21 protein-coding genes and 1 tRNA gene are annotated in these 23,969 nt (G+C 74.1%); 17 read left to right on the top strand and 5 right to left on the bottom strand.

Annotated elements, in window-relative coordinates; translation table 11 throughout:
- Positions 1-55: 55 nt before the first annotated feature.
- The 3 genes from FGI33_RS07630 to FGI33_RS07620 all read right to left on the bottom strand — a co-directional run bounded on the left by FGI33_RS07630 (position 56) and on the right by FGI33_RS07620 (position 2,989).
- On the bottom strand, positions 56-2,104 hold the full coding sequence (locus FGI33_RS07630; RefSeq protein WP_237581582.1) for a TPM domain-containing protein: 2,049 nt from the start codon (positions 2,102-2,104) through the stop codon (positions 56-58).
- 88 nt (positions 2,105-2,192) lie between these two features.
- Positions 2,193-2,654, bottom strand: a complete 462-nt coding sequence (locus FGI33_RS07625; protein WP_237582464.1) for a 2'-5' RNA ligase family protein — start codon at positions 2,652-2,654, stop codon at positions 2,193-2,195.
- A gap of 92 nt (positions 2,655-2,746) precedes the next feature.
- Positions 2,747-2,989 carry an antitoxin gene (locus FGI33_RS07620; protein WP_043670678.1) on the bottom strand — a complete coding sequence of 81 codons (243 nt, stop codon included), beginning with the start codon at positions 2,987-2,989 and terminating at the stop codon, positions 2,747-2,749.
- A 207-nt stretch (positions 2,990-3,196) separates the two neighbouring features.
- On the opposite strand from FGI33_RS07620, the gene FGI33_RS07615 reads away from it, so the two are divergent.
- The 4 genes from FGI33_RS07615 to FGI33_RS07600 all read left to right on the top strand — a co-directional run bounded on the left by FGI33_RS07615 (position 3,197) and on the right by FGI33_RS07600 (position 6,222).
- Positions 3,197-3,268: transfer RNA gene (locus FGI33_RS07615), tRNA-Arg, on the top strand.
- A gap of 520 nt (positions 3,269-3,788) precedes the next feature.
- Entirely contained in the window at positions 3,789-4,481 is a 693-nt protein-coding gene (locus FGI33_RS07610) for a pyridoxine/pyridoxamine 5'-phosphate oxidase (RefSeq protein WP_119435456.1), read from the top strand.
- A gap of 78 nt (positions 4,482-4,559) precedes the next feature.
- Complete coding sequence (locus FGI33_RS07605; RefSeq protein ID WP_237581580.1) at positions 4,560-5,330, top strand: gamma-glutamyl-gamma-aminobutyrate hydrolase family protein; 771 nt, start codon at positions 4,560-4,562, stop codon at positions 5,328-5,330.
- Positions 5,331-5,427: 97 nt separating this feature from the next.
- Positions 5,428-6,222: a transglutaminase-like domain-containing protein gene (locus FGI33_RS07600; RefSeq protein ID WP_119435647.1), complete on the top strand. Its 795-nt coding sequence runs from the start codon at positions 5,428-5,430 to the stop codon at positions 6,220-6,222.
- A 93-nt stretch (positions 6,223-6,315) separates the two neighbouring features.
- On the opposite strand, the gene FGI33_RS07595 is transcribed toward FGI33_RS07600, so the two are convergent.
- Entirely contained in the window at positions 6,316-6,957 is a 642-nt protein-coding gene (locus FGI33_RS07595) for a hypothetical protein (RefSeq protein ID WP_237581578.1), read from the bottom strand.
- Between the two features lie 198 nt (positions 6,958-7,155).
- Between FGI33_RS07595 and argS the strand changes: the two genes are divergently transcribed.
- From argS to prmC, 9 genes are all read left to right on the top strand, one after another.
- Positions 7,156-8,820: an arginine--tRNA ligase gene (gene argS, locus FGI33_RS07590; RefSeq protein WP_119434413.1), complete on the top strand. Its 1,665-nt coding sequence runs from the start codon at positions 7,156-7,158 to the stop codon at positions 8,818-8,820.
- A gap of 11 nt (positions 8,821-8,831) precedes the next feature.
- Positions 8,832-9,662, top strand: a complete 831-nt coding sequence (locus FGI33_RS07585) for an LmeA family phospholipid-binding protein (protein WP_119401978.1) — start codon at positions 8,832-8,834, stop codon at positions 9,660-9,662.
- 166 nt (positions 9,663-9,828) lie between these two features.
- Positions 9,829-11,328 (top strand): diaminopimelate decarboxylase family protein, encoded by a 1,500-nt coding sequence (locus tag FGI33_RS07580; protein WP_119434414.1) that lies wholly within the window; start codon positions 9,829-9,831, stop codon positions 11,326-11,328.
- Positions 11,325-12,656, top strand: coding sequence for a homoserine dehydrogenase (locus FGI33_RS07575; protein ID WP_119401976.1), 1,332 nt, complete (start codon positions 11,325-11,327; stop codon positions 12,654-12,656). Before FGI33_RS07580 ends, FGI33_RS07575 begins: the two co-directional genes overlap by 4 nt.
- Positions 12,656-13,732, top strand: a complete 1,077-nt coding sequence (gene thrC, locus FGI33_RS07570; protein WP_079532519.1) for a threonine synthase — start codon at positions 12,656-12,658, stop codon at positions 13,730-13,732. The genes FGI33_RS07575 and thrC overlap by 1 nt, the downstream gene beginning before the upstream one ends.
- Before the next feature lie 11 nt (positions 13,733-13,743).
- A complete protein-coding gene (thrB, locus tag FGI33_RS07565; RefSeq protein WP_119401980.1) occupies positions 13,744-14,694 on the top strand; it encodes a homoserine kinase in 951 nt (316 codons plus the stop codon).
- Positions 14,695-14,987: 293 nt separating this feature from the next.
- Positions 14,988-17,459, top strand: coding sequence for a transcription termination factor Rho (rho, locus tag FGI33_RS07560; RefSeq protein ID WP_237581576.1), 2,472 nt, complete (start codon positions 14,988-14,990; stop codon positions 17,457-17,459).
- A gap of 3 nt (positions 17,460-17,462) precedes the next feature.
- Positions 17,463-18,542, top strand: a complete 1,080-nt coding sequence (prfA, locus tag FGI33_RS07555; protein ID WP_119402993.1) for a peptide chain release factor 1 — start codon at positions 17,463-17,465, stop codon at positions 18,540-18,542.
- Between the two features lie 24 nt (positions 18,543-18,566).
- Complete coding sequence (prmC, locus tag FGI33_RS07550) at positions 18,567-19,442, top strand: peptide chain release factor N(5)-glutamine methyltransferase (protein ID WP_237581575.1); 876 nt, start codon at positions 18,567-18,569, stop codon at positions 19,440-19,442.
- Between the two features lie 28 nt (positions 19,443-19,470).
- On the opposite strand, the gene FGI33_RS07545 is transcribed toward prmC, so the two are convergent.
- On the bottom strand, positions 19,471-20,136 hold the full coding sequence (locus FGI33_RS07545; protein ID WP_119435515.1) for an HAD-IA family hydrolase: 666 nt from the start codon (positions 20,134-20,136) through the stop codon (positions 19,471-19,473).
- A gap of 83 nt (positions 20,137-20,219) precedes the next feature.
- On the opposite strand from FGI33_RS07545, the gene FGI33_RS07540 reads away from it, so the two are divergent.
- From FGI33_RS07540 to atpB, 4 genes are all read left to right on the top strand, one after another.
- On the top strand, positions 20,220-21,158 hold the full coding sequence (locus FGI33_RS07540) for an L-threonylcarbamoyladenylate synthase (protein WP_420022560.1): 939 nt from the start codon (positions 20,220-20,222) through the stop codon (positions 21,156-21,158).
- Entirely contained in the window at positions 21,155-22,474 is a 1,320-nt protein-coding gene (locus tag FGI33_RS07535) for an MraY family glycosyltransferase (RefSeq protein ID WP_237581573.1), read from the top strand. Before FGI33_RS07540 ends, FGI33_RS07535 begins: the two co-directional genes overlap by 4 nt.
- Complete coding sequence (locus FGI33_RS07530) at positions 22,471-22,941, top strand: Cg1360 family ATP-synthase-associated protein (RefSeq protein ID WP_119401630.1); 471 nt, start codon at positions 22,471-22,473, stop codon at positions 22,939-22,941. Before FGI33_RS07535 ends, FGI33_RS07530 begins: the two co-directional genes overlap by 4 nt.
- Positions 22,942-23,262: 321 nt before the next feature.
- Entirely contained in the window at positions 23,263-23,943 is a 681-nt protein-coding gene (gene atpB, locus FGI33_RS07525) for a F0F1 ATP synthase subunit A (RefSeq protein ID WP_337249868.1), read from the top strand.
- Positions 23,944-23,969 lie beyond the last annotated feature (26 nt).

The following is a 23,969-nucleotide window of genomic DNA, read 5'->3' as shown; positions in this document are numbered from 1 at the left end:
TGCTGCTGGTCGTGCGCGCGATGCGGGTGGGGCGTCGGGCCGCTAGGAGCTGCCGCTAGAAGCTGCCGCCTCCGAAGCCACCGCCCCCGCCGCCTCCGAAGCCGCCACCCCCGAAGCCGCCTCCACCGCCTCCGAAGCCGCCGCCTCCGAAGCCGCCGCCGCCTCCGCCTCCGCTCCAACCGCCGCCACCGCCGCCGCTGAGCAGACCGCCGATGATGCCGCCCATGATCGCGCCGCCGAAGGCGTCCCCGCCGCCGCGGCCGCCCATCATGCCGCCGCCGTATCCGCCGCCCTGGTCGAGGTCGCGCTGCGCGGCCTCGATGGCCTGCGCCGCGTAGGAGGTCGCGGCCTGGGACGCGGCGACCGCGCGCACGGGATCCCGCGGAGCGGCCTCGTGGGCGTCGTCGAGCGCGCGCTGGGCGTGGGCGAGGCGCGTGCGCGCCTCCTCGCCGACGCCGCCGCGACGCGTGGAGATGAAGTCGCGCGCCGTGGCCACCTGGCTCTCGGCGGTCGAGAGCGCCCGCGGCAGGTAGCCGATGGCGCGCTGCACCTGCTCCTGCTGCTCCCGCACGGGCGCGAGCGCCTCGTCGAGCCGGGCCTCCGCCTCCTGCAGCAGCGTGACGCTCGTGAGCGGATCAGCCAGCCGGCCCTGCAGCGGCTTCGCGTCGGCGATGGCCTGCTCGGCCGCCTCGACCAGGCGGGCCAGCTCCGGCATGCGCCCGCCGCGCTGGGCGGCGCGGGCGTCCTGGATGTCGCTGCGGACGTCGGCGATCTCCTCCTGCACGCGCGTGGACGCGTGCTCGAGGTCGGAGGACACGCGGTCGACGCCGTCGAGGAGCTTGCCGGCCTGGCCGACCGCCTGCTGCGCCGCGCGGACCTTGACCGCGATCTCGCCCGTCGAGGTCCGGTCGCCCGCGCGGATGGCCTCGGCGGCCTCCTGCGCGGTGTCGGTCGCGAAGGAGAGGAGCGAGCGGGCCTGGTCGACGTTGCCGGTGACGGTCGTCATCGACGGGCCGGCGTAGCGGCGGCCGAGGAGGTCCACCGCCTCCTGCGTCCGGTCGATGCGCGACTTCAGCGTCTCCGCGTCGGTGACGATCGCGGCGAGGGTCTGCGGGGCGTTCTTCTCCAACGCGCGCAGCTCCTCGAACGACGCGGCCTGCGCGTCGAGCTCGCCGCGCGCCTCCTCGCACAGGTCCACGATGCGGGCGGCCCAGGTGCGCCGCTCCTCGTCGGTGTCCTCGATCGTGTCGTCGAGCTTCTGCTTGAGGGCGAACGCCTCGCGGACCTTGCCGCCGGCGGACACGAGCACCTCCCTGTACGGGCCGACCGCGCCGGATCCGAACTCCGCCTCCGCGAAGCCGACCTCCTGCTCGCTGGTCTCGAGGGCGTCGTCGAGCTGCACGAGCATGCTGCCGGCGCGCTGCTCGGCCGTCCTCATCTCCGCGAGGGCGGCCTGGCGCTTCGCCGCGACGGCCTTCTTCTTCTTGCGGCGGCCGACGAGGGTCGTCGCGACGGCGGCCAGCAGGATCGCGCCGAGCACGTAGAGGAGGACGAGGCCGAAGTCGACGCCGGATCCGCTGTCCGTGGAGGGCGTGGAACCCGTGCCGGTGCCCGTCCCCGTGCCGGAGCCGGTCTGCGTCTGCGACTCGATCCCCTGCGCGGCGGCCACGGCGGCGCCGGCCCAGTCGCCGGACTGGAGCTCGGGCGTGATGGCGTTCTCCACGAGCTGGTCGCGGGCCGACTCCGAGAGAGCCGAGGGCGCCCCGAACGAGATCTCCCGCCCCTCGACGGCTACAGCCAGCAGGGAGTCCGTGCTGCCGAAGCCGTTGGCCGTGTTGGTGGCCTGCCCCCACGCCGCGAAGTCCGCGGGATCCGTGAACGTGTCCACGTAGGCGACGTGCAGCGTGATGCCCGTGTCCGCCTGCAGCTGGTCGATCGCCTGCTGGATCTCCTGCTCCTGCGCGGACGTCACCGCGTCGACCGGGTCGAGGATCGTCGCCCCGCCGAAGTCGACCGGCTCCGTCGCCTGCGCGGCGGTCGGCACCATGGCCCCGGCCAGGCCGAGCGCGAGCGCGGCCCCGATCAATCTCGCGGACCGCGGCATGCGACTCCTCCGTCGTCTCAAGGGCGTGCTCCATCCAGGCTAGTGGCGCGGGTGCGTGCGGTGGCCGTGAGGATCGCGGCCTCGCGGGTCACGCCAGCTCCGTCACGGTGCGGTCGCGCGGATCCCAGCGGCGGAGGCCCGCGGCCGGGGCGTCGAGCGGGTCGACGCGGCCGAGCGCCGCCACGGCGGAGCCGAGCTGCTCGGCGGTGAGCCGGAGCGCGAGCGAGACGTGCGGGGTCCACGAGCCGGGGCGGGTGTGCGGGACGACCGCGACGGGGTCCGCATCCGGGTCCGGGTCGGCGGGCGCCGCGTCGACGGCCGCGTGGATCCGCGCGTGCAGGTCGAGCAGGGCCCGGTCCACGACGACCTGCCGCGCGAGAACGAAGCCGCGCGGCGGGACGCCGAACACGACGAGCCCGCCGAGCCGGAGCGTCGGCAGGGGAGCGGAGGCGACGATGTCGCGCACGGCGTCGTCCGCGGATCCGCCGAGGCCGTCGGCCGCCAGCAGCGTCACGTGCGGCCGGTTGGTCTCCCCGGCGTGGTCGGCCAGGCTCGGCAGCCCGGCGTCGGCGAGGGCGCGCCAGGACGCACGGACCGCGGCGTCGGACGCCGCGTCCAGCGTGAGCTCGAGGCTGCCGGCGCTCAGCGGCGGGGCGGCGTCGCGGGCGGGACGGGACCCTGGCCGCCGCGGCCGCCGTCGGGGCCGAGCTTGCGGAGCTGGTCGTCGGCGGCCTGGCGCGCCTTCTGGATCTTGTCCGCGTGCTTGCTGCCGGTGGCCTTGTCGGCGATGCCGGACACCTTGTCGATGGCGGTGCGGCCGACGTCCTGGCCCTTCGACGTGCGCAGGAAGCCGGTGGCGGCGGCGGCGATGCGGGACAGCTTCACGGGTGGTCTCCTCGTTCAGGGGATCGGGTGGGCCGCCGTGCCCGGGCGGCGCGGCGGTCGTCCTGGGACCATCCTGGCGGTCCGCGCCTGTGCTGGAGCGGGGAGTCTCCCCGGGAGAGGGAATGCGTCGACGATGCCGGCCCGTGGCGGCGGCGCGGCGGGCCTCGCCGCCGGTGCTACCCTGGATCCGCGCTCGCGCGCACCCTGGCCCCCATAGCTCAGGGGATAGAGCACTGCCCTCCGGAGGCAGGGGCGGAGGTTCGAATCCTCCTGGGGGCACACCTTCCCATATCCCGTGTTGGTGCGGTGAGAGGCCGGTCCCGTCCGCGGGGCCGGCCTCTCGTGCGTCCGGGGACCCGCACCCGCCGCCGAGTCCGCCCGCCGCGGATCGACGCTCGCCGACGGCGACGGCGACGGCGACGGCGACGGCGTGCGCGCGGAAGCGAGGGCCATTTCGCATCGACTCGACGCACGGTCGCGGGGCGGCACGGGCGGAGGACGCGGAGAACACACGCGGCGGGGCCCGAGACGGGTCTCGGGTTCCCGCCGCGTGGTGCTGGGCCCAACTGGGGGAGCGGGCCTGAGGAAGAACCTACTCACGGACGGGCGAGACGACCACGCCGGCCGGTACTGGAAAAATCCAGTGGCAGGCGGACCAATCCGATTCGCGCAGGACGTCGAAGACGCGCCCCCGCGTGGGGCATCATCCCGCGCGGGGGCGTGCGGACCGGTGGTGCCGTCCGATCCGATCCGGTCCGCGTCCCCGGGCGTCCGCGGTCGGTCGGCCTAGGCTCGGCGCATGGCTGACGACGACGACTCCACCCCGGTCCGCGACCTCCTCAAGGGCGCGAAGCCGAAGCCCCACGACTTCCCCGGGCTCGACCCGGCCCATCTGCCGGATGACCCGATCGACCTCGTCATCGCGTGGATCCGCGACGCCGTCGCCCACGACGCGGCCGAGCCGAACGCGGTCGTCCTCGCGACGGCCGACGCGGACGGGCGCCCGAGCGCGCGGACGCTGCTGCTCAAGGACGTGACGCCCACGGTCGACGACGAGCCGGGCGCGCTCTGGTTCTCCTCGCTCGCCGACAGCCCCAAGGGGCGCGACCTCGAGGCCAACCCGCGCGCCGCGCTCGTCGCGTACTGGCGGGAGCGCGGGCGCCAGATCCGCGCCACCGGCCCCGTCTTCCACGGCGACCGCGAGGTGAGCGAGCGCGACTTCCTCGCCCGGCACCCGTCGTCGCGCGCCGAGGTCATCGCGGGCGACCAGAGCGAGCCGATGCCCGACGACGCCGAGCGCGACGCGCGGATCGCGCGGGCGCGCGAGGCCGTGGAGGAGGATCCGGAGCTCGTGGCCGAGTCGTGGCGCGCCTACGTGCTGCAGCCGACGGTCGTCGAGTTCTGGCAGGCGACCGAGGACCACGGGCAGCTGCGGATCATGTACCGGTCGGGGCCCGACGGATCCTGGTCGCACACGCTCGTCTGGCCCTGAGGCCCGCATTCGCCGACGCGTGTTGCGGAACATGACGCGCGGCGTGCGATCCCGGGGGCGACGCCGCAGACTGGAACCATGCCCACCCCCCTCCGCCGCCTCGCCGTCGTGCAGGTGACCCGCTCCCGCCCCGAGGCCGCCGCGTACAACACGCTCGTGCAAGGCCTCAACGCGCGCGTCGCCGAGGTCGCCGACGAGGCCGGCTGGCTGGTCGAGAACATCGCCGCGGAGGACGAGGGCGTCGAGTCGCTGCTCGCCCGCACGCGCGAGGCGGACGCCGTCGTCATCATGGGCGGCGAGGACGTCGCCCCGCGCTTCTACGGCGGGCCCGCCGAGTACGAGGGGCGCTCGACGCACCGCGAGGTCGCCGACGCCGGGCAGATCGCGCTCGTCCGCCGCGCGGTCGCCGAGGGCACGCCGCTGCTCGGCATCTGCCGCGGCGCCCAGATCGTCAACGTCGCGCTCGGCGGCACCCTGCAGCAGCACATCGAGGGCGTGGGGGAGCACCGCAACGACGCGACGGAGATCACGGCCGTCATGCGCGACCACGACGTGCGCGTCGCTGCCGGCAGCCGGCTCGCGCGCGTGCTCGGATCCACCGACGTCGTCGTGCGGAGCGCCCACCACCAGGCGGTCGACCGGCCAGGGACGGGGCTCCGCGTCGTCGCGGTCGCGCCCGACGGCGTGCCGGAGGCGGTCGAGCACGAGAGCGCGCCCGTCATCGGCGTGCAGTGGCACCCGGAGGACCCGGGCGCCGCGCGCGACCAGCTCCCGGCGCTGCTCGACGCGCTCGCCGAGGCCTGCGCGCTGCGCGAGCCCGCTGACGCCGCGCGCACCGCGGCCGCCTGAGCCGCGCGGCGCCCGACCCCGCGCACCCACGGACGCCACGCGGGTGTCGCCCGCCCGTGCGCGTCCTCTCGGGCGGATCCAATGCCACGATGGACCCATGCGCCGCGACGTCTCCTCCATGCTCGAGCTGCAGGTCTCCGGCGAGAGCGAGATGGCCTTCGCGGTCGCCGTCGCCCGCGGCGCCGACATCGCCTCCGAGCACCTCGCGTTCGCCCTCGACGGCCGGCCGATCGAGGCGGCCGAGGTGGTGGACCGGCACGACACCCGCCTGCACGTGCTGACGACCGGCGCGGGCGTGCTGACCATGGAGTACCGCGCCACCGTGACGGGCCGGCGGGATCCCGCCCCGGTCGACGAGGTGGACCTCTGGATCTACCGCCGCCCGAGCCGCTACTGCGAGTCGGACACGCTCTTCCCCACGGCGCGCGGCGAGTTCCGCGGCCTCGACGGCCTGCCCCTCCTCGCCGCCGTGCGCGCGTTCGTCGCGGAGTCGCTCCGGTACGCGCCCGGATCGAGCCTCCCGACCGACGGCGCCGTCCGCACTCTGCTCGCCCGCCGCGGCGTCTGCCGCGACTACGCCCACCTCGTGATCGCGATGCTCCGCGCGCTGGACGTGCCCGCGCGCCTGGCGGCCGTCTACGCGCCGGGCCTCAGCCCCATGGACTTCCACGCGGTCGCCGAGGCGTGGGTGGACGGCGCGTGGCACGTCGTCGACGCCACCGGGCTCGCGCCCCGCCAGAGCCTGCTGCGGATCTCCACGGGTCGCGACGCCTCCGACACCGCGTTCCTCACGAACACGCGGAGCCTCGTGACCATCTCCCGCATGGAGGTGCTGGCCACGGTCGACGAGCTGCCGGTCGACGACGTGGCCGCGCCCGTCCGCCTGGGCTGAGAGGCCCGCCCGGGCTGAGCCGTTCGCCCGGGCTGAGCCGTTCGCCCGGGCTGAACCGCCCGTCCGCGCAGGCGCCCGGCCGACGGCGCCGGGTCAGCCGCCGACGGTCGTGAGCACCGCGTTGCCGAGGTCGGCGTGGTCGCCGGGCTCGTAGAACGACGCGGAGCGCATGACCACCATGTGCTTCGCGGAGTAGATGGTCGCGACGCCGACGGCGTCCTCCAGCTCGAAGTAGGCCTCGACGCCGGACGGGTAGCCCGCGATCGGGTCCGTCCGGAGGATCGCCGCGTCGCGCCGGGACTGCAGCTCCGCGGCGACGGGCTGGGCCACGTCGATCTCGACCGCGGTGCCGTCCGACGAGCGGAAGGCGCAGGCGATCCCCTGCATCGCGAGGACGTCGTCGCGCAGCCCGTCGGTGGAGGTGTCGGCCGGGAGGGCCTCGCTCGCGAAGCCGGGCCCGAACTCCGCGAGGTCGGGCAGCAGCTGGTCGCACGTGGTGGTGACCGGGGTGCCCTTCGGCGGCGCGGGCGTGGGGGAGGCGGTCGGTCCGGTGCCGGATCCGCCGCCCTGCGCCTGGCCGCCGCCGGCGCTCGCCGAGGGCGCGGGCGTCGCCGGCTGGAGCGGGGCGGGGTTCGAGCAGCCGGCGAGGAGGAGGGCGATCGCGAGGCCGGTGGCGGCCGCGGGGACGGCGCGCGCGCGGCGGTAGCGGAGGGGCGCGGGGAGGCGGACGGGCATGGTGGTGCTCCTTCGGATCCGGGCGCGCCGCGGATGCGACGCTCGGCGCGCGGCGACGTGCCACGTGCGGGAGGCGGGATCGACACCCTACCGAGCCCGGTCGGTGCCCCGCTGGGACGCTCCGTCGCGCCGGGGGAGGCCCGGGCGGGCGCGTGCCACGGGCGGGGCGGGGCGCGCCCGCCGGTAGGATCGATCCCCATGACGACCCCCGACCTGACCGGCGCCCTGTTCGAGATCGTGGCCCGGACGGCAGGACGACGACCGGGGGGCGACGCCCTCGTCCTCAGCCCCGAGATGGTCGTGCTCGAGCGCCCGCGCAACCGCGACCACGGCGACTGGGCCACCAACATCGCCATGCGGATCGCGAAGCCGCTGGGCGAGGACCCGCGCGCGCTGGCGGCCGACATCGCCGCGGCGCTCGGCGAGCTGCCGCAGGTCGCGAAGGTCGACGTCGCGGGTCCCGGCTTCATCAACATCACGCTCGAGGCGGCGGCCGCGGGCGCCCTCGCGCGCACCATCGTCGACGCGGGCCCCGCGTACGGCCGGGGCACGACGCTCGCCGGGATCCGCATCAACCTCGAGTTCGTCTCCGCGAACCCGACCGGCCCCATCCACCTGGGCGGCGTCCGCTGGGCCGCCGTCGGCGACAGCCTCGCCCGCATCCTCCAGGCGGAGGGCGCGGACGTCACGCGCGAGTACTACTTCAACGACCACGGATCCCAGATCGACCGCTTCGCCCGCAGCCTCCTCGCGAGCCACCTCGGCGAGGAGACGCCCGAGGACGGCTACGGCGGCGCCTACATCGGCGAGATCGCCGAGCGCGTAGTGGAGGGGTACGACGGCGACATCGACGCGCTCTCCCGCGAGGAGCAGCAGGAGGTGTTCCGCAGCGCGGGCACCGAGCTGATGTTCGGCGAGATCAAGCAGAAGCTGCACGACTTCGGCGTGGACTTCGACGTGTTCTTCCACGAGGACTCGCTGCACGAGTCCGGCGCCGTCGACCGCGCCGTCGCGCGCCTGAGGGAGCTCGGCCACGTCTTCGAGGAGGACGGCGCCGTCTGGCTCCGCACCACGACCTTCGGCGACGACCGCGACCGCGTGGTCATCCGCTCGACCGGCGAGCCCGCCTACATCTCGGGCGACCTCGGCTACTACCTCGACAAGCGCGAGCGCGGCTTCGAGCAGAACATCATCATGCTGGGCGCCGACCACCACGGCTACGTCGGCCGCATGATGGCGATGGCCGAGGCGTTCGGCGACACCCCGGGCGTCAACCTGCAGATCCTCATCGGCCAGATGGTCAACCTCCTGCGCGACGGCGAGCCCGTGAAGATGAGCAAGCGCGCCGGCACGATCGTGACGCTCGACGACCTGGTCGACGCGGTTGGCGTCGACGCCGGCCGCTACTCCCTGGTGCGCTCCTCCGCCGACCAGAACCTCGACATCGACCTCGCGGTGCTCGGCAAGCGCACCAACGACAACCCCGTCTTCTACGTGCAGTACGCCCACGCGCGCACCTGCGCGGTGGACCGCAACGCGGCCGCGTCGGGCGTCGACCGGAGCGCGTTCGCGCCGGAGCTCCTCACGCACCCGACCGAGTCGGCCCTCCTCGGGCTCCTGCAGGAGTTCCCGCGCATTGTGGCGCAGGCCGCGGAGCTGCGCGAGCCGCACCGCGTCGCGCGCTACATCGAGGAGCTCGCGGGCTCCTACCACCGCTGGTACGACAGCTGCCGGGTCGTCCCGCGGGGCGACGAGGAGGTCACCGACCTGCATCGCACGCGCCTGTGGCTGAACGACGCGGTCCGGCAGGTGGTCGCCAACGGGCTCGACCTCGTGGGCGTCTCGGCCCCCGAGCGCATGTAGGGGAGCGGATCATGGCGGGGCGGTTCCAGGGCACGGAGGTCTTCGAGGCGCCCGAGCGCCGCGACCCGCGGGAGGCCCGCCGCCGCCGTCGCGGCCCGCGCGGCGGCACGGTGTTCATCTGGCTCCTCGTGCTCGCCGTGATCGGCGTGGGGCTCGCCTTCGGGCTGCGGATCGTCGACCAGACCGTGCGCGGCGTCGCCGAGGACCAGGCGGAGAAGCAGATCGCCGACCAGCTGCCCGGCCAGATCACGGGACGCGTGAACGTCTCGATCGAGGGCGAGTGGGTCATTCCGCAGCTCATCCGCGGCACGCTCGACCGCGTCGTGCTCGACGGCCCGAACCTCCAGGCCGACGGCACGCCGTTCCAGGCGCACATCGTCGCGACCGACGTGCCGACCGACCAGGAGCGCACCGTGGGGGACGTGGTCGCGACCGTGTCGATGGACCAGGATCCGGCGAGCGCCCTGCTCGCGAAGACCGCCGGCACGCCGCCCGACCTGCGCTTCGGCGACGGCACGCTCGGCTACTCCGGGTCCACGCGGGTGCTCGGCCTCACGCTCGGCTACACCGTGGCCGCGGAGCCGGTCCTGCGCGACGGATCGACGGTCGTGATCACGCCCGCGCAGGTCGAGCTGCAGGCGGGGTCGCTGAAGGTCGACCTCGCGCAGACCATCCAGGGGATCCGCGACATCACCTACCCCGTGTGCGTCGCGCAGTACCTCCCCGCGGGCGTCCAGGTGCAGGACGTGACCGTCGCCGACGGACGCGCGTCGATGACCGTGCGGTCGTCCTCGGTGAAGCTCACGCGCGACTCGCTCGGCGTCACCGGCAGCTGCGGCTAGCGGCCCCGGCGGGGCTCCGGCCGGGCGCCGGGAGCCGTCGTCACATGGGCGGGGGCCCCGTCCCGCCTCGGTAGGATGGCTCGCACCGCCCCCCTCGGCTCCAGGGACCACACCGGGTCCGCTCGCCATCCCGCACGTCCGCCCCGCGCCCGAAGAGGTGACCCGAGTGACCGCGAACCCGCTGGCCCCGTCCTGGCTGCGGCCGCCCGACGACGCGAACGCGCTGGATCCGGCCGTCTGGTCCCGCGGCGCCGCCCGCGACGACGACGGAGTCCTCCGCATCGCGGGCGTGCCCGCGCCCGAGCTGGCCGCGCGCTTCGGCACGCCGCTGTACGTGATGGACGAGGACGACGTCCGCGCCCGCGCCGCCGAGACGCTCGCCGCGTTCACCCGCGAGGCCGCGGCCGTCGGCACGAGCGCGCGCGTCTACTACGCGGGCAAGGCGTTCCTCAGCATCGAGGTCGCGAGGTGGATGGTCGAGGAGGGCCTCCACATCGACGTCTGCTCCGGCGGGGAGCTCGCCGTCGCGCTCGCGGCCGGCGCGGATCCCTCCCGCCTCGGCTTCCACGGCAACAACAAGTCGGTCGCCGAGATCGACCGCGCGGTGGGCGCGGGGATCGGCCAGGTCGTCATCGACAGCGCCATCGAGGTGGAGCGCGTCGCCGCCGCGGCCGCCGCGCACGGCCGCGTGCAGTCCGTGCGCCTCCGCGTGAACAGCGGCGTGCACGCCCACACGCACGAGTACCTCGCCACCGCCCGCGAGGACCAGAAGTTCGGGATCACGCTCGCCGACGCGCCGGACCTCGTCGCCCGCATCCGGTCGCACTCGTCCCTCTCCTTCACGGGCCTGCACGCGCACATCGGCAGTCAGATCTTCGAGACCGACGCCTTCGTCGAGTCCGCCCGCCGGCTCCTCGACCTGCACGAGCGACTGCTCGCCGACGGACCCGTCCCCGAGCTCAACCTCGGCGGCGGCTTCGGCATCGCGTACACGTCGGTCGACCGGCCGGTGCCCGTGCCGGAGATCGCCCGGCGCCTCGCGCGCATCGTCGGCGACGAGTGCGGCCGGCGGGGGATCGCGGTGCCCGTCATCGCGGTCGAGCCCGGCCGCAGCATCGTCGGACCCTCCACCGTCACCCTCTACTCGGTCGGCACCGTCAAGGACGTGCTCGTGACCGTGGGCGGCGTCGACGGCGCGGTCGCGGAGGCCGAGTCGGCGACGGGCGACGTCGAGGACCCGCGCGTCGCGGAGGAGGCCGAGACCGCCGTCCGCCGCTACGTGAGCGTCGACGGCGGCATGAGCGACAACGCGCGGCCCGCCCTCTACGGCGCCGACTACTCCGTGCGGATCGCGGGCCGCGCCTCGGCCGCGGATCCCGCGCTCGTGCGCATCGCCGGCAAGCACTGCGAGAGCGGCGACCTCGTCGTCCTCGCCGACTACCTGCCGGGCGACGTCCGCCCGGCCGACCTCCTCGCCGTCCCCGCGACCGGCGCCTACTGCTGGGCGCTCGCGAGCAACTACAACTGGATCGGCCGCCCGCCCGTCGTCGCCGTGCGCGACGGCGAGGCGCGCGTCATCGTCCGCGGCGAGACCGAGGCCGACCTGCTGGCCCGCGACATGGGCACGCCCGCGGCCGCATCCCCCGACGTGAACGGAGCACGATGATCGAGTACCGGAACCTGCGCGTCGCCCTGCTGGGCTGCGGCTCGGTCGGCACCCAGGTGGCGCGCCTCATGCGGGAGCACGGCGACGAGCTGGCGCAGCGCGTGGGCGCGCGGCTCGAGCTCGTGGGCATCGCGGTCCGCGACCAGGACGCGCCGCGCGACCCGTCGGTGCCGCGCGAGCTGCTCACCACGGACGCCGAGTCGCTCATCCTCGGCGCCGACATCGTCATCGAGCTGATGGGCGGCATCGAGCCGGCCCGGGCCCACATCCTCGCGGCCATCTCCTCCGGCGCCGACGTCGTCACGGCCAACAAGGCGCTGCTCGCGACGCACGGCCCCGAGCTCTTCGAGGCCGCCGAGCAGGTCGGCGCGCAGCTCTACTACGAGGCCGCTGTGGCCGGCGCGATCCCCATCATCCGGCCCCTCCGCGACAGCCTCGCGGGCGACCGGGTCGAGCGGATCCTCGGCATCGTCAACGGCACGACGAACTACATCCTCGACGAGATGGACGCCCATGGGCTCGGCTTCGACGAGGCCCTCGCGACCGCCACGGAGCTCGGCTACGCGGAGGCGGATCCCACGGCCGACATCGAGGGCTACGACGCCGCCCAGAAGGCCGCCATCCTCGCGAGCCTCGCCTTCCACACGCGCGTGCCGGTCGAGGCCGTGCACCGCGAGGGCATCACGGGCCTGTCGGCCGCGCAGTTCGACTCCGCCCGCAAGGCCGGCTACGTGATCAAGCTGCTCGCCATCTGCGAGCGCCTCACGGATCCCGCCACCGGCCGCGACGCCGTCTCCGCGCGCGTCTACCCGGCGCTCGTGCCGCGCGACCACCCGCTCGCCGCGGTGCACGGCGCGAACAACGCCGTGTTCGTCGAGGCCGAGGCCGCGGGCGACCTCATGTTCTACGGCGCGGGCGCCGGGGGAGTGCAGACCGCGTCCGCCGTCCTCGGCGACGTCGTCTCGGCCGCGCGGCGCCACGTCGTCGGCGGCCCGGGCGTCGCCGAGTCGACGCACGCCGACCTCGAGACGCTGCCCGTCGGCGCCATCACGACCCAGTACCAGATCACGCTGCAGGTGGCGGACGAGCCGGGCGTGCTCGCCCGCATCGCGCACCTGTTCAGCGAGCACGGCGTCTCCGTGGAGACGCTCGAGCAGACCACGCACCAGGCCCCCGTGGCGGGAGGGGCGGGCGACCGGCCCACCGCTAGCCTGGTGATCGGCACGCACCGCGCCACCGACGCGGCCCTCCGGGCCACCGTCGACGCGGTCTCGAACCTCGACGCGGTGACGGCAGTCGCGAGCGTCCTCCGAGTAGAAGGAGCCTGATGGCCCACCAATGGCGCGGACTGCTCCGCGAATACGCCGACCGACTCGACGTCACGGACGCCACCCCGATCATCACGCTCGGCGAGGGCGGCACGCCGCTCATCCCCGCGCCCGCGCTGTCCGCCCGCACGGGCGCGAAGGTCTGGGTCAAGTACGAGGGCATGAACCCGACGGGGTCCTTCAAGGACCGCGGGATGACCATGGCGATCTCGAAGGCCGTCGAGCACGGCGCGAAGGCCGTCATCTGCGCGTCGACCGGCAACACCTCGGCGTCGGCCGCGGCGTACGCGACGCACGCGGGCATCACGGCCGCCGTGCTCGTGCCCGAGGGCAAGATCGCGATGGGCAAGCTCAGCCAGGCCGTCGCCCACGACGCGCAGCTGCTCCAGGTGCGCGGCAACTTCGACGACTGCCTCGACATCGCGCGCGAGCTCAGCGCGAACTACCCGGTGCACCTCGTCAACTCGGTCAACAACGACCGCATCGAGGGCCAGAAGACGGGCGCGTTCGAGGTCGTCGAGGTGCTCGGCGACGCGCCCGACTTCCACCTCATCCCCGTCGGCAACGCCGGCAACTACACGGCGTACACGCGCGGCTACCGCGAGGACCTCGAGGCGGGCAACGCCACGAAGCTGCCCCGCATGTTCGGCTTCCAGGCCGCGGGCAGCGCGCCCATCGTCGACGGCGCCATCGTGAAGGACCCCGACACGATCGCCAGCGCGATCCGCATCGGCAACCCCGCGTCGTGGAAGCTCGCCCTCGAGGCGCAGCTGCTCACCGACGGGTACTTCGGCGCGATCTCCGACGCCAAGATCCTCGAGGCGCACCGCATCCTCTCCGCGGAGGTCGGCATCTTCGTCGAGCCCGCGTCGGCCATCAGCGTCGCCGGGCTCCTCGAGCGCGCCGAGGCCGGCCAGATCCCGAAGGGCGCGACGGTCGTCCTCACGGTCACGGGCCACGGCCTCAAGGACCCGCAGTGGGCGCTCCGCACCGCGGACGGCTCGGACGTCGCCCCCACGAGCGTGGGCGTCGACATCGCCGAGATCGCGGGCGTGCTCGACCTGGTCGCGTCGTGACCGACGGTCCGATGCGATCGGCGCTCGCGACCGGCCGCCGCGTCCAGGTGCGCGTGCCCGCGACGAGCGCCAACCTCGGCCCCGGCTTCGACACGCTCGGCCTCGCGCTCGCGCTGTACGACGACCTCACGGTGACGGTGCGCGACGCGCCCGGCGCCACGGTCGACGTGCGCGGCGTGGGCGCGGGCGAGGTGCCGACCGACGAGCGGAACCTCGTCGTCACGGCCATCGCCCACACGTTCGCCGCCTTCGACCAGCCGATGCCCGGCCTCGACCTCGTGGCGGAGAACCGGATCCCGCACGGCCGCGGCCTCGGGTCCTCGGGCGCCGCCATCGTGTCCGGGATCATGGCGGCCCAGGGCCTCCTCGCCGGCACGGTCGAGATCGACGCCGACGCGCTGCTCCGCCTCGCCACCGAGATGGAGGGCCACCCCGACAACGTCGCGCCCGCGCTCTTCGGCGGCCTCACCATCGCGTGGGTCGACGGCCAGGGCCCGCAGCACAAGAAGCTCGCCGTGCACCGCGGCGTCTCGCCGCTCGTGCTGGTGCCGGTCGCGACCATGTCCACGGCGCTCGCGCGCAGCCTGCAGCCGGAGTCCGTGCCGCACGAGGACGCGATCTTCAACGTGTCGCGCTCGGCGCTGCTCATCGCGGCGCTCATCCAGAGCCCCGAGCTGCTGCTGGCGGCCACCGAGGACCGGCTGCACCAGGACTACCGCGCCGCCGCGATGCCCGAGACGAACGAGCTCGTGCACCTGCTGCGCGAGCGCGGCTACGCGGCCGTCGTCTCCGGCGCGGGTCCTTCGCTCCTCGTCCTCGGCAGCGACCCGGGCCAGCGCCTCACGGCCGCCGAGCTCGTCGCCGAGCGCAGCGCGAACCCGTGGACCGCGCTCATGCTCGCCGTCGACGTCAAGGGCTCGACCGTCCAGGTCGTCGACGAGGGATCCGCGCCCGCCGCCTAGCCGGATCGCGCGGGTCCCGCACCCGGCGCGTCGTTCCCTCCGCGGGCGGCGCGCCGGGTGCTAGGCTCTGCTCGACCCCGGAATCAACGGATCCACGCATGCGCGTCGGAGATCCGGTCCCGGTGGTCGTTCTCACCACTCATCCGCTGTCGTCTCTGCAAGATCCCGTGCCTTCGTGCCCGACAGCAGCTCCGGACGGAATCAGACCGTCCGCCGCTTTCGCAGAGACACACGCGATCGGCTCTCCTCCGCACGGGCTTCGTCCCGCCGGATCGGGGAAAGGACCCACGCACATGACCGATGTCGACACCCGCGCCACCACCGCGGACCTGAGCGCGCTCCGCGTCTCCCAGCTCCAGGCGATCGCCTCCGAGCTCGGGATCCCGGGCGGCTCCAAGCTCCGGAAGGGCGAGCTCGTGACCGCGATCTCCGAGATCCAGGCAGCCCGGGGGCTCACCGTCCCCGCCGACGCGACGGCCCCCGAGGCCGCCGCGCCCGCCGAGGCGAGCGAGGCGACCCCCGCGGTCGCCGAGCCCGCCGCCGTCGTCGAGGAGGCCCCCACCTCGGAGCCCGTCGTCGCCGACGCCGCCCCGACGGCCGACGCCGCCCCGACCGCGGAGGCCGCTCCCGTCGCAGATGCCGCCCCGGCCGCGGACGCGACCCCCGCCGAGCAGCCCGCGCGCTCCGGCCGCGGATCCCGCCGCGCCAGCACCGCCCGCATCGTGCCCGAGCGCATCGCGGAGCCCGTCGATGCGCCCGCCGCGGTCGAGCCCGCCGGCACCGGCCTCGAGGCCCGCATCGCCGAGGCCACGAGCGGCCGCACGCAGGAGCCCCGCACCGAGGCACCCCGCGCCGAGCAGCCCCGCACCGAGGCGCCCGCCGGACGCCGCGGATCCCGCCGCGCCACGAGCTCCGGCGTCGTGGACCCCGCCGCCGAGGCCCCGCGCCAGGCCGCGCAGCACGTGAACAGCGGCCAGACCGCCGACCAGCTCGTCCCCGCCGACGCCGAGGCGCCCGCCGCCGAGGCGCCCGCCGAGGAGCAGGCCCCCGCTCAGCGCTCCGGCCGCGGCCGTCGCCGCGGAGGCCGCGACGCCCAGGACGGCGCCGACCGCGGCGCCGCGCAGGACGCCCCCGCGCAGGACGCCGCCGACGAGGCCCCCGCCGCGTCCGAGCAGGCCGACGCGCCGCGTGACGAGCGCGACGCCGACGACCAGGGCGGACGCCGCGACGAGCAGGGCCGCGAGGGTCGCGAGGGCGGCCGCAACCGCAGCCGCAACCGCCGCAACCGCGACCGCGGTCGCGACCAGGACGACCAGCAGCAGGGCGGCCGCGACCAGGCGCCCCGCGACCAGGCCCCGCGCGAGCAGGACGCCGACGACGAGGCTCAGGAGGAGGCCCGCACGGGTCGCCAGCGCCAGAGCGGCCGCGGCCAGGGCGACCGCACGCAGGACGTGCGCGCCGACCAGGCCCGCGCCGACCTCGGCCGCGACGACGACCGCGGCGGCCGCAGCCGGTACCGCGACCGCAAGCGCGGCCGCGGCCAGGGCGGCGACGACTTCGAGCCCGAGGTCACCGAGGACGACGTCCTCCTGCCCGTCGCGGGCATCCTCGACGTGCTCGACAACTACGCGTTCGTCCGCACGAGCGGCTACCTGCCCGGCACGAACGACGTCTACGTCTCGCTCGGCCAGGTCAAGAAGCACTCGCTGCGCAAGGGCGATGCCATCGTCGGCGCGATCCGCCAGCCGCGCGAGAACGACAGCCAGAGCCGCCAGAAGTACAACGCGATCGTGAAGATCGACTCGGTCAACGGCCTGCCGCCCGAGGAGGCGGTGAACCGCGTCGAGTTCGGCAAGCTCACGCCGCTCTACCCGCAGGACCGCCTCAGCCTCGAGACCGAGCCGGCCAAGCTGACCACGCGGATCATCGACCTCGTGTCGCCGATCGGCAAGGGCCAGCGCGGCCTCATCGTCTCGCCGCCCAAGGCCGGCAAGACGCTCGTGCTCCAGGCCATCGCGAACGCCATCGCCACCAACAACCCCGAGGTCCACCTCATGGTCGTGCTGGTCGACGAGCGTCCCGAGGAGGTCACCGACATGCAGCGCACGGTGAAGGGCGAGGTCATCGCCTCGACCTTCGACCGTCCCGCCGAGGACCACACCACGGTCGCCGAGCTCGCCATCGAGCGCGCCAAGCGCCTCGTGGAGCTCGGCCACGACGTGGTCGTGCTGCTCGACTCCATCACCCGCCTCGGCCGCGCGTACAACCTCGCGGCGCCCGCGTCGGGCCGGATCCTCTCGGGCGGCGTCGACTCGTCGGCGCTCTACCCGCCGAAGCGCTTCTTCGGCGCCGCGCGCAACATCGAGCACGGCGGATCGCTCACGATCCTCGCCACGGCGCTCGTCGAGACCGGATCCAAGATGGACGAGGTCATCTTCGAGGAGTTCAAGGGCACCGGCAACATGGAGCTCCGACTCTCGCGCGCCCTCGCCGACAAGCGGATCTTCCCCGCCGTCGACGTCAACGCCTCCGGCACGCGCCGCGAGGAGATGCTCATGGGCGCCGACGAGGTCAAGGTCACCTGGAAGCTGCGCCGCGCCCTCGCCGGGCTCGAGCAGCAGCAGGCCCTCGAGATCGTCCTCAGCCGCCTCAAGGAGACGACCTCCAACGTCGAGTTCCTCATGAAGGTCCAGGCCTCCATGCCCAATACCGGCAACGGCGTGTCCCACCAGAGCCACGGGCACGGCGCGCACGAGAAGGGCTGACGCGTGTTCGAGTCCGTCGTCCAGCTGCTGGAGGAGCACGAGGAGCTCCAGCAGCAGTTGGGCGACCCCGAGCTCCACGCCGACGCGTCGCGATCCCGCAAGGTCAACCGCCGCTACGCGGAGCTGAGCCGGATCGTCGCCGCGCACGCGGAGTGGACCCAGCTCGGCGACGACCTGGCCGCCGCGCGCGAGCTGGCCGAGGAGGACCCGGCGTTCGCCGACGAGATCCCCGGCCTCGAGGAGTCGCTCGATGCGGCGCAGGAGAAGCTCCGGCGTCTCCTGATCCCCCGCGACCCCGACGACGCGCGCGACGTGATCATGGAGATCAAGATGGGGGAGGGCGGCGCCGAGAGCGCGCTGTTCGCCGCCGACCTGCTCCGGATGTACCTGCACTACGCCGAGTCGCGCCGATGGAAGACCGAGGTCCTCAGCCAGACGCAGAGCGACCTCGGCGGGTACAAGGACGTCCAGGTCGCCATCAAGGGCACGTCCGACGACCCCGCGCTCGGCGTGTGGGCGCACCTCAAGTACGAGGGCGGCGTGCACCGCGTGCAGCGCGTGCCGGCGACCGAGTCGCAGGGGCGCATCCACACCTCGGCCGCGGGCGTCCTCGTGATCCCCGAGGTGGAGGAGGTCGAGGAGGTCGACATCAACCCCAACGACCTCAAGATCGACGTGTACCGCTCGTCCGGCCCCGGCGGCCAGTCTGTCAACACGACCGACTCCGCCGTCCGCATCACCCACCTGCCCACGGGCATCGTGGTCGCGATGCAGAACGAGAAGAGCCAGCTGCAGAACCGCGAGGCCGGCATGCGCGTGCTCCGCGCGCGCGTCCTCGCGAAGCAGCAGGAGGAGATCGACGCGGAGGCCTCGGCCGTGCGCCGCAGCCAGATCCGCACGATGGACCGGTCCGAGCGCATCCGCACGTACAACTTCCCGGAGAACCGCATCGCGGACCACCGCACGGGATACAAGGCGTACAACCTCGACGCCGTGATGAACGGCGCCCTCGACCCGGTCGTGGAGTCCTGCATCCTGGCCGACGAGGAGGCGCGGCTCGACGCGCTCGGGACCGACGCGTGACCGCCGCGCCCGGCCCGCTCGCCCGTGGCTGACGAGGAGGGCGTCCCGGTCACCGTGGACGCCCTCCGCATGCGGGTCGGGCAGGCGCTCGCGGCCGCCGGCATCGAGGATCCCGCGGTCGACGCGGAGCTCCTCGTGGGCCACGTCCTCGGGCTCTCGCGGGGGCAGGTGCAGTCGCGCGCCGTCACGCGCGCGGCCGTCGACGCCGCGGACGCCGCGCGCGTCCTGGCGCTGACCGCCCGCCGCGCCCGCCGCGAGCCGCTGCAGCACATCACCGGCGTCGCGCACTTCCGCTCGCTCGAGCTCCTCGTGGGTCCCGGCGTGTTCGTCCCGCGGCCCGAGACCGAGCACGTGGCGCAGCTCGCCATCGACGCGCTCTCCGCCGCCCCCGGCGAGGCGCCCGTCGCGGTGGACCTCGGCACGGGATCCGGCGCGCTCGCCCTCGCGCTCGCGACCGAGGTGCCGCACGCGCGCGTGCACGCGATCGAGGTCTCGCCCGAGGCGCACGCCTGGACGGCCCGCAACGTCGAGCGCATCGCGCCCCGCGTCGACCTCGTGCTCGGCGACCTCGCCCACGCGTTCCCGGGGCTCGACGGCACGGTCTCGGTCGTCGTCTCGAACCCGCCCTACATCCCGGTCGACGCGATCCCGCGCGACCCCGAGGTGCGGCTGCACGATCCCGCGCTCGCGCTCTACGGCGGCGCGGACGGCCTCGACCTGGTGCGGCTGGTCTCGACGACCGCCAGGCGGCTGCTGCACCCGGGAGGCGCGCTCGTGATCGAGCACGGCGAGCTGCAGGGCGACGCGATCCGCGCCCTGCTCGACGCCGACGGCTGGCGCGCGACCGCGACGCACCAGGACCTCACCCGGCGCGACCGCGCGACGACCGCGCTGCGCTGACGCGGATCCGCCGGCCCGGCGCCGCGGATCAGCGCGCCTGGGCCTGCGTCCGCGCCTGCGCCCGGATGAAGTCCTCGACCGCGGGCAGCAGGTCCCCGTCGCCCCGCACGTGGTGCGCGGTGATCCCGAGCGCGCGCGCCGACGCGACGTTGTCGGCCCGGTCGTCCGCGAAGAAGGTCCTCTCGGCCGGATGCCCGTACGCGGCGAGCACCCCGCGGAACACGGCCGGGTCGGGCTTCCGCGCGCCGTACCCGCTCGACGTCCGCAGGTGCTCCACGCCGAACAGCGGGACGAGCTCGGGCGCGAGCTCCGGCAGGTGCCGGGCGGCCAGCGCGTTGTTGTTCGTCAGCAGCGTGATCCGCCCCGCCTCGCGCGCCCGCGCGACCGCCTCGAGCGCCGACGGCCGGACGACCATCGACGCGCGGCGGCGGCGCACCCACTCGTCCTCGTCCATCTCGACGCCCACCGCCGCGCAGAACGCGTCGAGGTAGGAGTCGGCGTCGAAGCGGCCCGCCTCCGCGGCCCACTCGCCCTCGTCGTTGTACCAGCGGCGCCGCAGCTCCGGGAGGTCGTGTCCGGTCGCCGCCGTGATGCGGTCGGCGGGCCCCCGCCAGTCGTGGTCGTACAGCACGTCGTCCATGTCGAACACGAACAGGAGGCCGTGGGGGCCGGGGGAGGAGGGCGCGGAGGTCACGAGGCCCAGTATGCGGGCGCGGGCGCCACGCGGATCGCCCGCTCAGGGCGCCGGCCATGCGCTCGGCTACGATGAGCGACGACATGGCGCGCATCTACGACTGCTCAGTCGACACCGACCTCCTCACCGGCATGAGACTCGCCCGACAGGCGGTGGGCCGCGGCGAGGTCGTCGTCATCCCCACGGACACGGTCTACGGCATCGCCGCCGACGCCTTCAACCCGGACGCCGTCCAGCGCCTGCTCGACGCGAAGGGCCGCGGGCGCGACGCCCCGCCGCCCGTCCTCATCCCCGGGCAGTCGACGCTCGACGCCCTCGCCGACTTCGTGCCCGACGTCGTCCGCCGCCTGGTGGACGAGTTCTGGCCGGGCGGCCTCACGGTGATCCTCGTGGCGCAGCCCTCCCTCGTCTGGGACCTCGGCGAGACCCGCGGCACCGTCGCGCTCCGCATGCCCGCGAACCCCTACGCGCTCGAGCTCCTCGCGGAGACCGGCCCGCTCGCCGTCTCGTCCGCCAACAGGACCGGCCAGCCCGCCGCCGCGACCGCCCAGGAGGCCGTCGACCAGCTCGGGGAGTCGGTCGACGTCTTCCTCGACGGCGGCGCCGCCGGGGGAGCGGCCTCCACCATCGTCGACGCCTCGCGCGTCACCCAGGCCGGCGGCCGCGTGCGCATCGTGCGCGAGGGCGCCGTCACGCGCGCGCAGATCCAGCAGCTCATCGGCGACGAGCTCGAGCCCGTCGTGGCGGCGCCCACGGAGCCCGAGCGGGAGCCGGAGCAGGCGCCCGCCCCCGACCAGCCGGAGGGCCCCCGCGGCACGGCGAGCGGCGCCGAGCCGGTCGACGGATCCGCGGACCCCGCCGCCGTGCGCCCCGCCGCCGAGCCGACGACCGACGCCGGCCCGACCTACCCCGAGTTCGTCGAGCCCGCCGCCGCGCCCGCCGAGGCGTCGCCGACCGCGGCCGCCCCGGACGACGCGGCCGCGACCGAGCCCCCCGCGGACCCGCCCGCGCACCCCCGGTGACCTACTACGCCGCCATGGCGGTCGTGTCGGCGGTCATCACGCTCGTCCTCTCGATGGTCGTCATGAAGCTCGGGTACCGCTACCGGCTCTACCCGGCGATCCGCGCGCGCGACGTGCACACGCGTCCCACGCCCCGGCTCGGCGGCGTCGCCATGTTCGCGGGCATCCTGGTGGCGTTCGCCGTGGCGTCGCAGGTCTCCTGGTTCGGCCTCGTCTTCGACCGCCCCGGCCCCGTCATCGCGATCCTCGGCGCCGCGCTCATGATCGTGGTCATCGGCGTGCTCGACGACATCTACGACCTGGACTGGATGATCAAGCTGGCCGGCCAGATCCTCGCCGCCGGCCTCCTGGCCTGGCAGGGCGTCGCCATCTCGTCCCTCCCCATCGGCGGCCTCACGGTCGGCTCCTCGCAGATGTCGATCATGCTGACGATCTTCGCGATCGTGCTCGTCATGAACGCCGTCAACTTCATCGACGGCCTCGACGGCCTGGTCGCCGGCGTCGCCATCATCGCCAACGGCGCCTTCTTCCTCTACAGCTTCCTGCTCTCGGACACGGCCACCGGCCAGACCGAGCGCTTCAACCTCGCCTCCCTCATCAGCGCGATCCTCATCGGCGCCTGCCTCGGCTTCCTCCCGTTCAACTGGCACCCCGCGAAGCTGTTCATGGGCGACGCGGGCGCGCTGCTCGTCGGCCTCCTCATGGCCACGAGCGCCATCGCCGTCACGGGCGAGATCGACCCGAACCCGGAGACCTTCGGCCGCTCGCAGCTGCTGCCCGCCTTCCTGCCGATCCTCCTGCCGTTCGCGATCCTCATCGTGCCGCTGCTCGACTTCGCCCTCGCGGTGTTCCGGCGGCTGAAGGCCGGCAAGTCGCCCTTCAGTGCCGACCGCAAGCACCTGCACCACCGCCTGCTCGACATGGGCCACTCGCGCCTGCACGCGACGCTGATCTTCTACGCGTGGACCGGCGTCGTGTCCGTCGGCTGCCTGCTGATGTTCGTCGTCCAGCCGTACGCGTGGGGCGTGGCCTTCATCGCGGTCGGCATGGTCGCCTGCGCCGTCGTCACGCTCTCCCCGCTCAGCCGCCGCAAGCGCCTCGAGGCCGCCGCGCAGCTCGTCCCCGCCGACGCCGAGTCCGAGGACGCCGCCGCCTTCGACCCGCTCGACGAGGCCGCGGTCGACCGGCCCCTCGCGCGCCTCACGGAGTCCGAGCTCGAGGCCGTGGAGCGCGATCACGCGGAGCTCGCCACGGGATCCATCGCGACCCGACCCACCGACGCCCCGCACCCGGGGACCACCAAGGAGACGACATGACCGACAGCCCGAGCGCGCCCGCCCCCGCGGAGCGCCCCGCGAAGAGGGACGTCTTCCAGCGCATCCTCATCGGGGGAGCGATCCTCGCCCTCGCCATCGCGGTCGTCGGCGGCATCGTCGGCTTCGCGGTCGACGGCGGCCGCGGCCTCCTCAGCGCCGTCATCGGCAGCGCCATGGCCCTCGTCTTCCTGGGGCTCACGGCGGGCAGCATCCTCTTCGCGAACCGCTTCCAGTCCTCGCCGATCTACCCGACCCTGTTCTTCTCGGTCGTCCTCGGCGCGTGGCTGCTGAAGTTCGTGGTGTTCCTCGCGGTCGCGATGGTGCTGAAGGAGCAGCCGTGGATCAACCTGGTCGTCCTGTTCGTGACCGTGATCGTGGGCGTCGTGGGCGCGCTGGTCATGGACATGATCGTCATCACCAAGGCCCGCGTCGGCTACGTGAGCGACGCCCACCTGCCGGGGAGCTAGGGCGGTGCCCGGGGCGGTCCACGCGTGGGACGCGATTAGTCAGGGCACCCTCATTGTTGATAGTCTCTCTCGTGACGATTCCCGTCGGGCCGTGCCCAGATCCACCTCACGCCGGCGTCTTCTCACCCCATCCGTTCGTCGCCGCGAGAGCTCGCGCTCCACGCCCCGAAACAGGAGATAGCGCTGTTAGCCACCGCTGCACCCAGCATCATCACCCTCGCCGCTGAAGACTCGGGTGAGGGGTTCCACGCTCCCACGCTGTCGGAGTTCTTCCCGCCGATCGCCTTCTTCGAGGGCACGGGCTTCGACCTCAACCGCATCATGCTCATCAGGCTCCTGGTGATGGCGGTCCTCGTCGTCCTGTTCATCGTGGGCACGCGCAAGCTCGCGCTGGTCCCCGGCCGCGGCCAGAACCTCATGGAGATGGGCGTCGACTTCGTCCGCGTCAACATCGCGGAGGACATCCTCGGCAAGAAGGACGGCCGCCGGTTCCTCCCGATCCTGATGACCATCTTCTTCCTGGTCCTCGGCATGAACCTCACGGGCGTCATCCCCTTCCTCAACATCGCCGGCACCTCGGTGATCGGCCTGCCGCTCCTGCTGGCGCTCGTCGCGTACGTGACCTTCATCTACGCCGGCATCAAGGATCGGGGCGTCGGGTTCTTCAAGAACACGCTCTTCCCGCCCGGGGCGCCCAAGGCCGTCTACCTCCTGCTCACGCCCATCGAGTTCCTCTCGACGTTCATCATCCGGCCGGTCGCGCTCACGCTCCGACTCCTGATGAACATGCTCGTGGGGCACCTCCTGCTGGTGCTCTGCTTCTCCGCGACGTGGTTCTTCCTCTTCGAGGCGCAGGGCGCGCTCAAGATCCTGGGCGCCGGCACCCTCGTCCTCGGGTTCGCGTTCACGCTCTTCGAGCTGCTCGTCGCCGTCCTGCAGGCCTACATCTTCGCCCTCCTCACCGCCGTCTACATCCAGATGGCCGTGGCGGAGGAGCACTAAGCGATCTCGTCGACCAACGAGATCAC

This window comes from Clavibacter phaseoli (assembly GCF_021922925.1).
Lineage (GTDB): Bacteria > Actinomycetota > Actinomycetes > Actinomycetales > Microbacteriaceae > Clavibacter > Clavibacter phaseoli.
The sequence above is the reverse complement of the archived record's forward strand: the minus strand, read 5'-3'. Positions and strand labels throughout refer to the sequence as shown.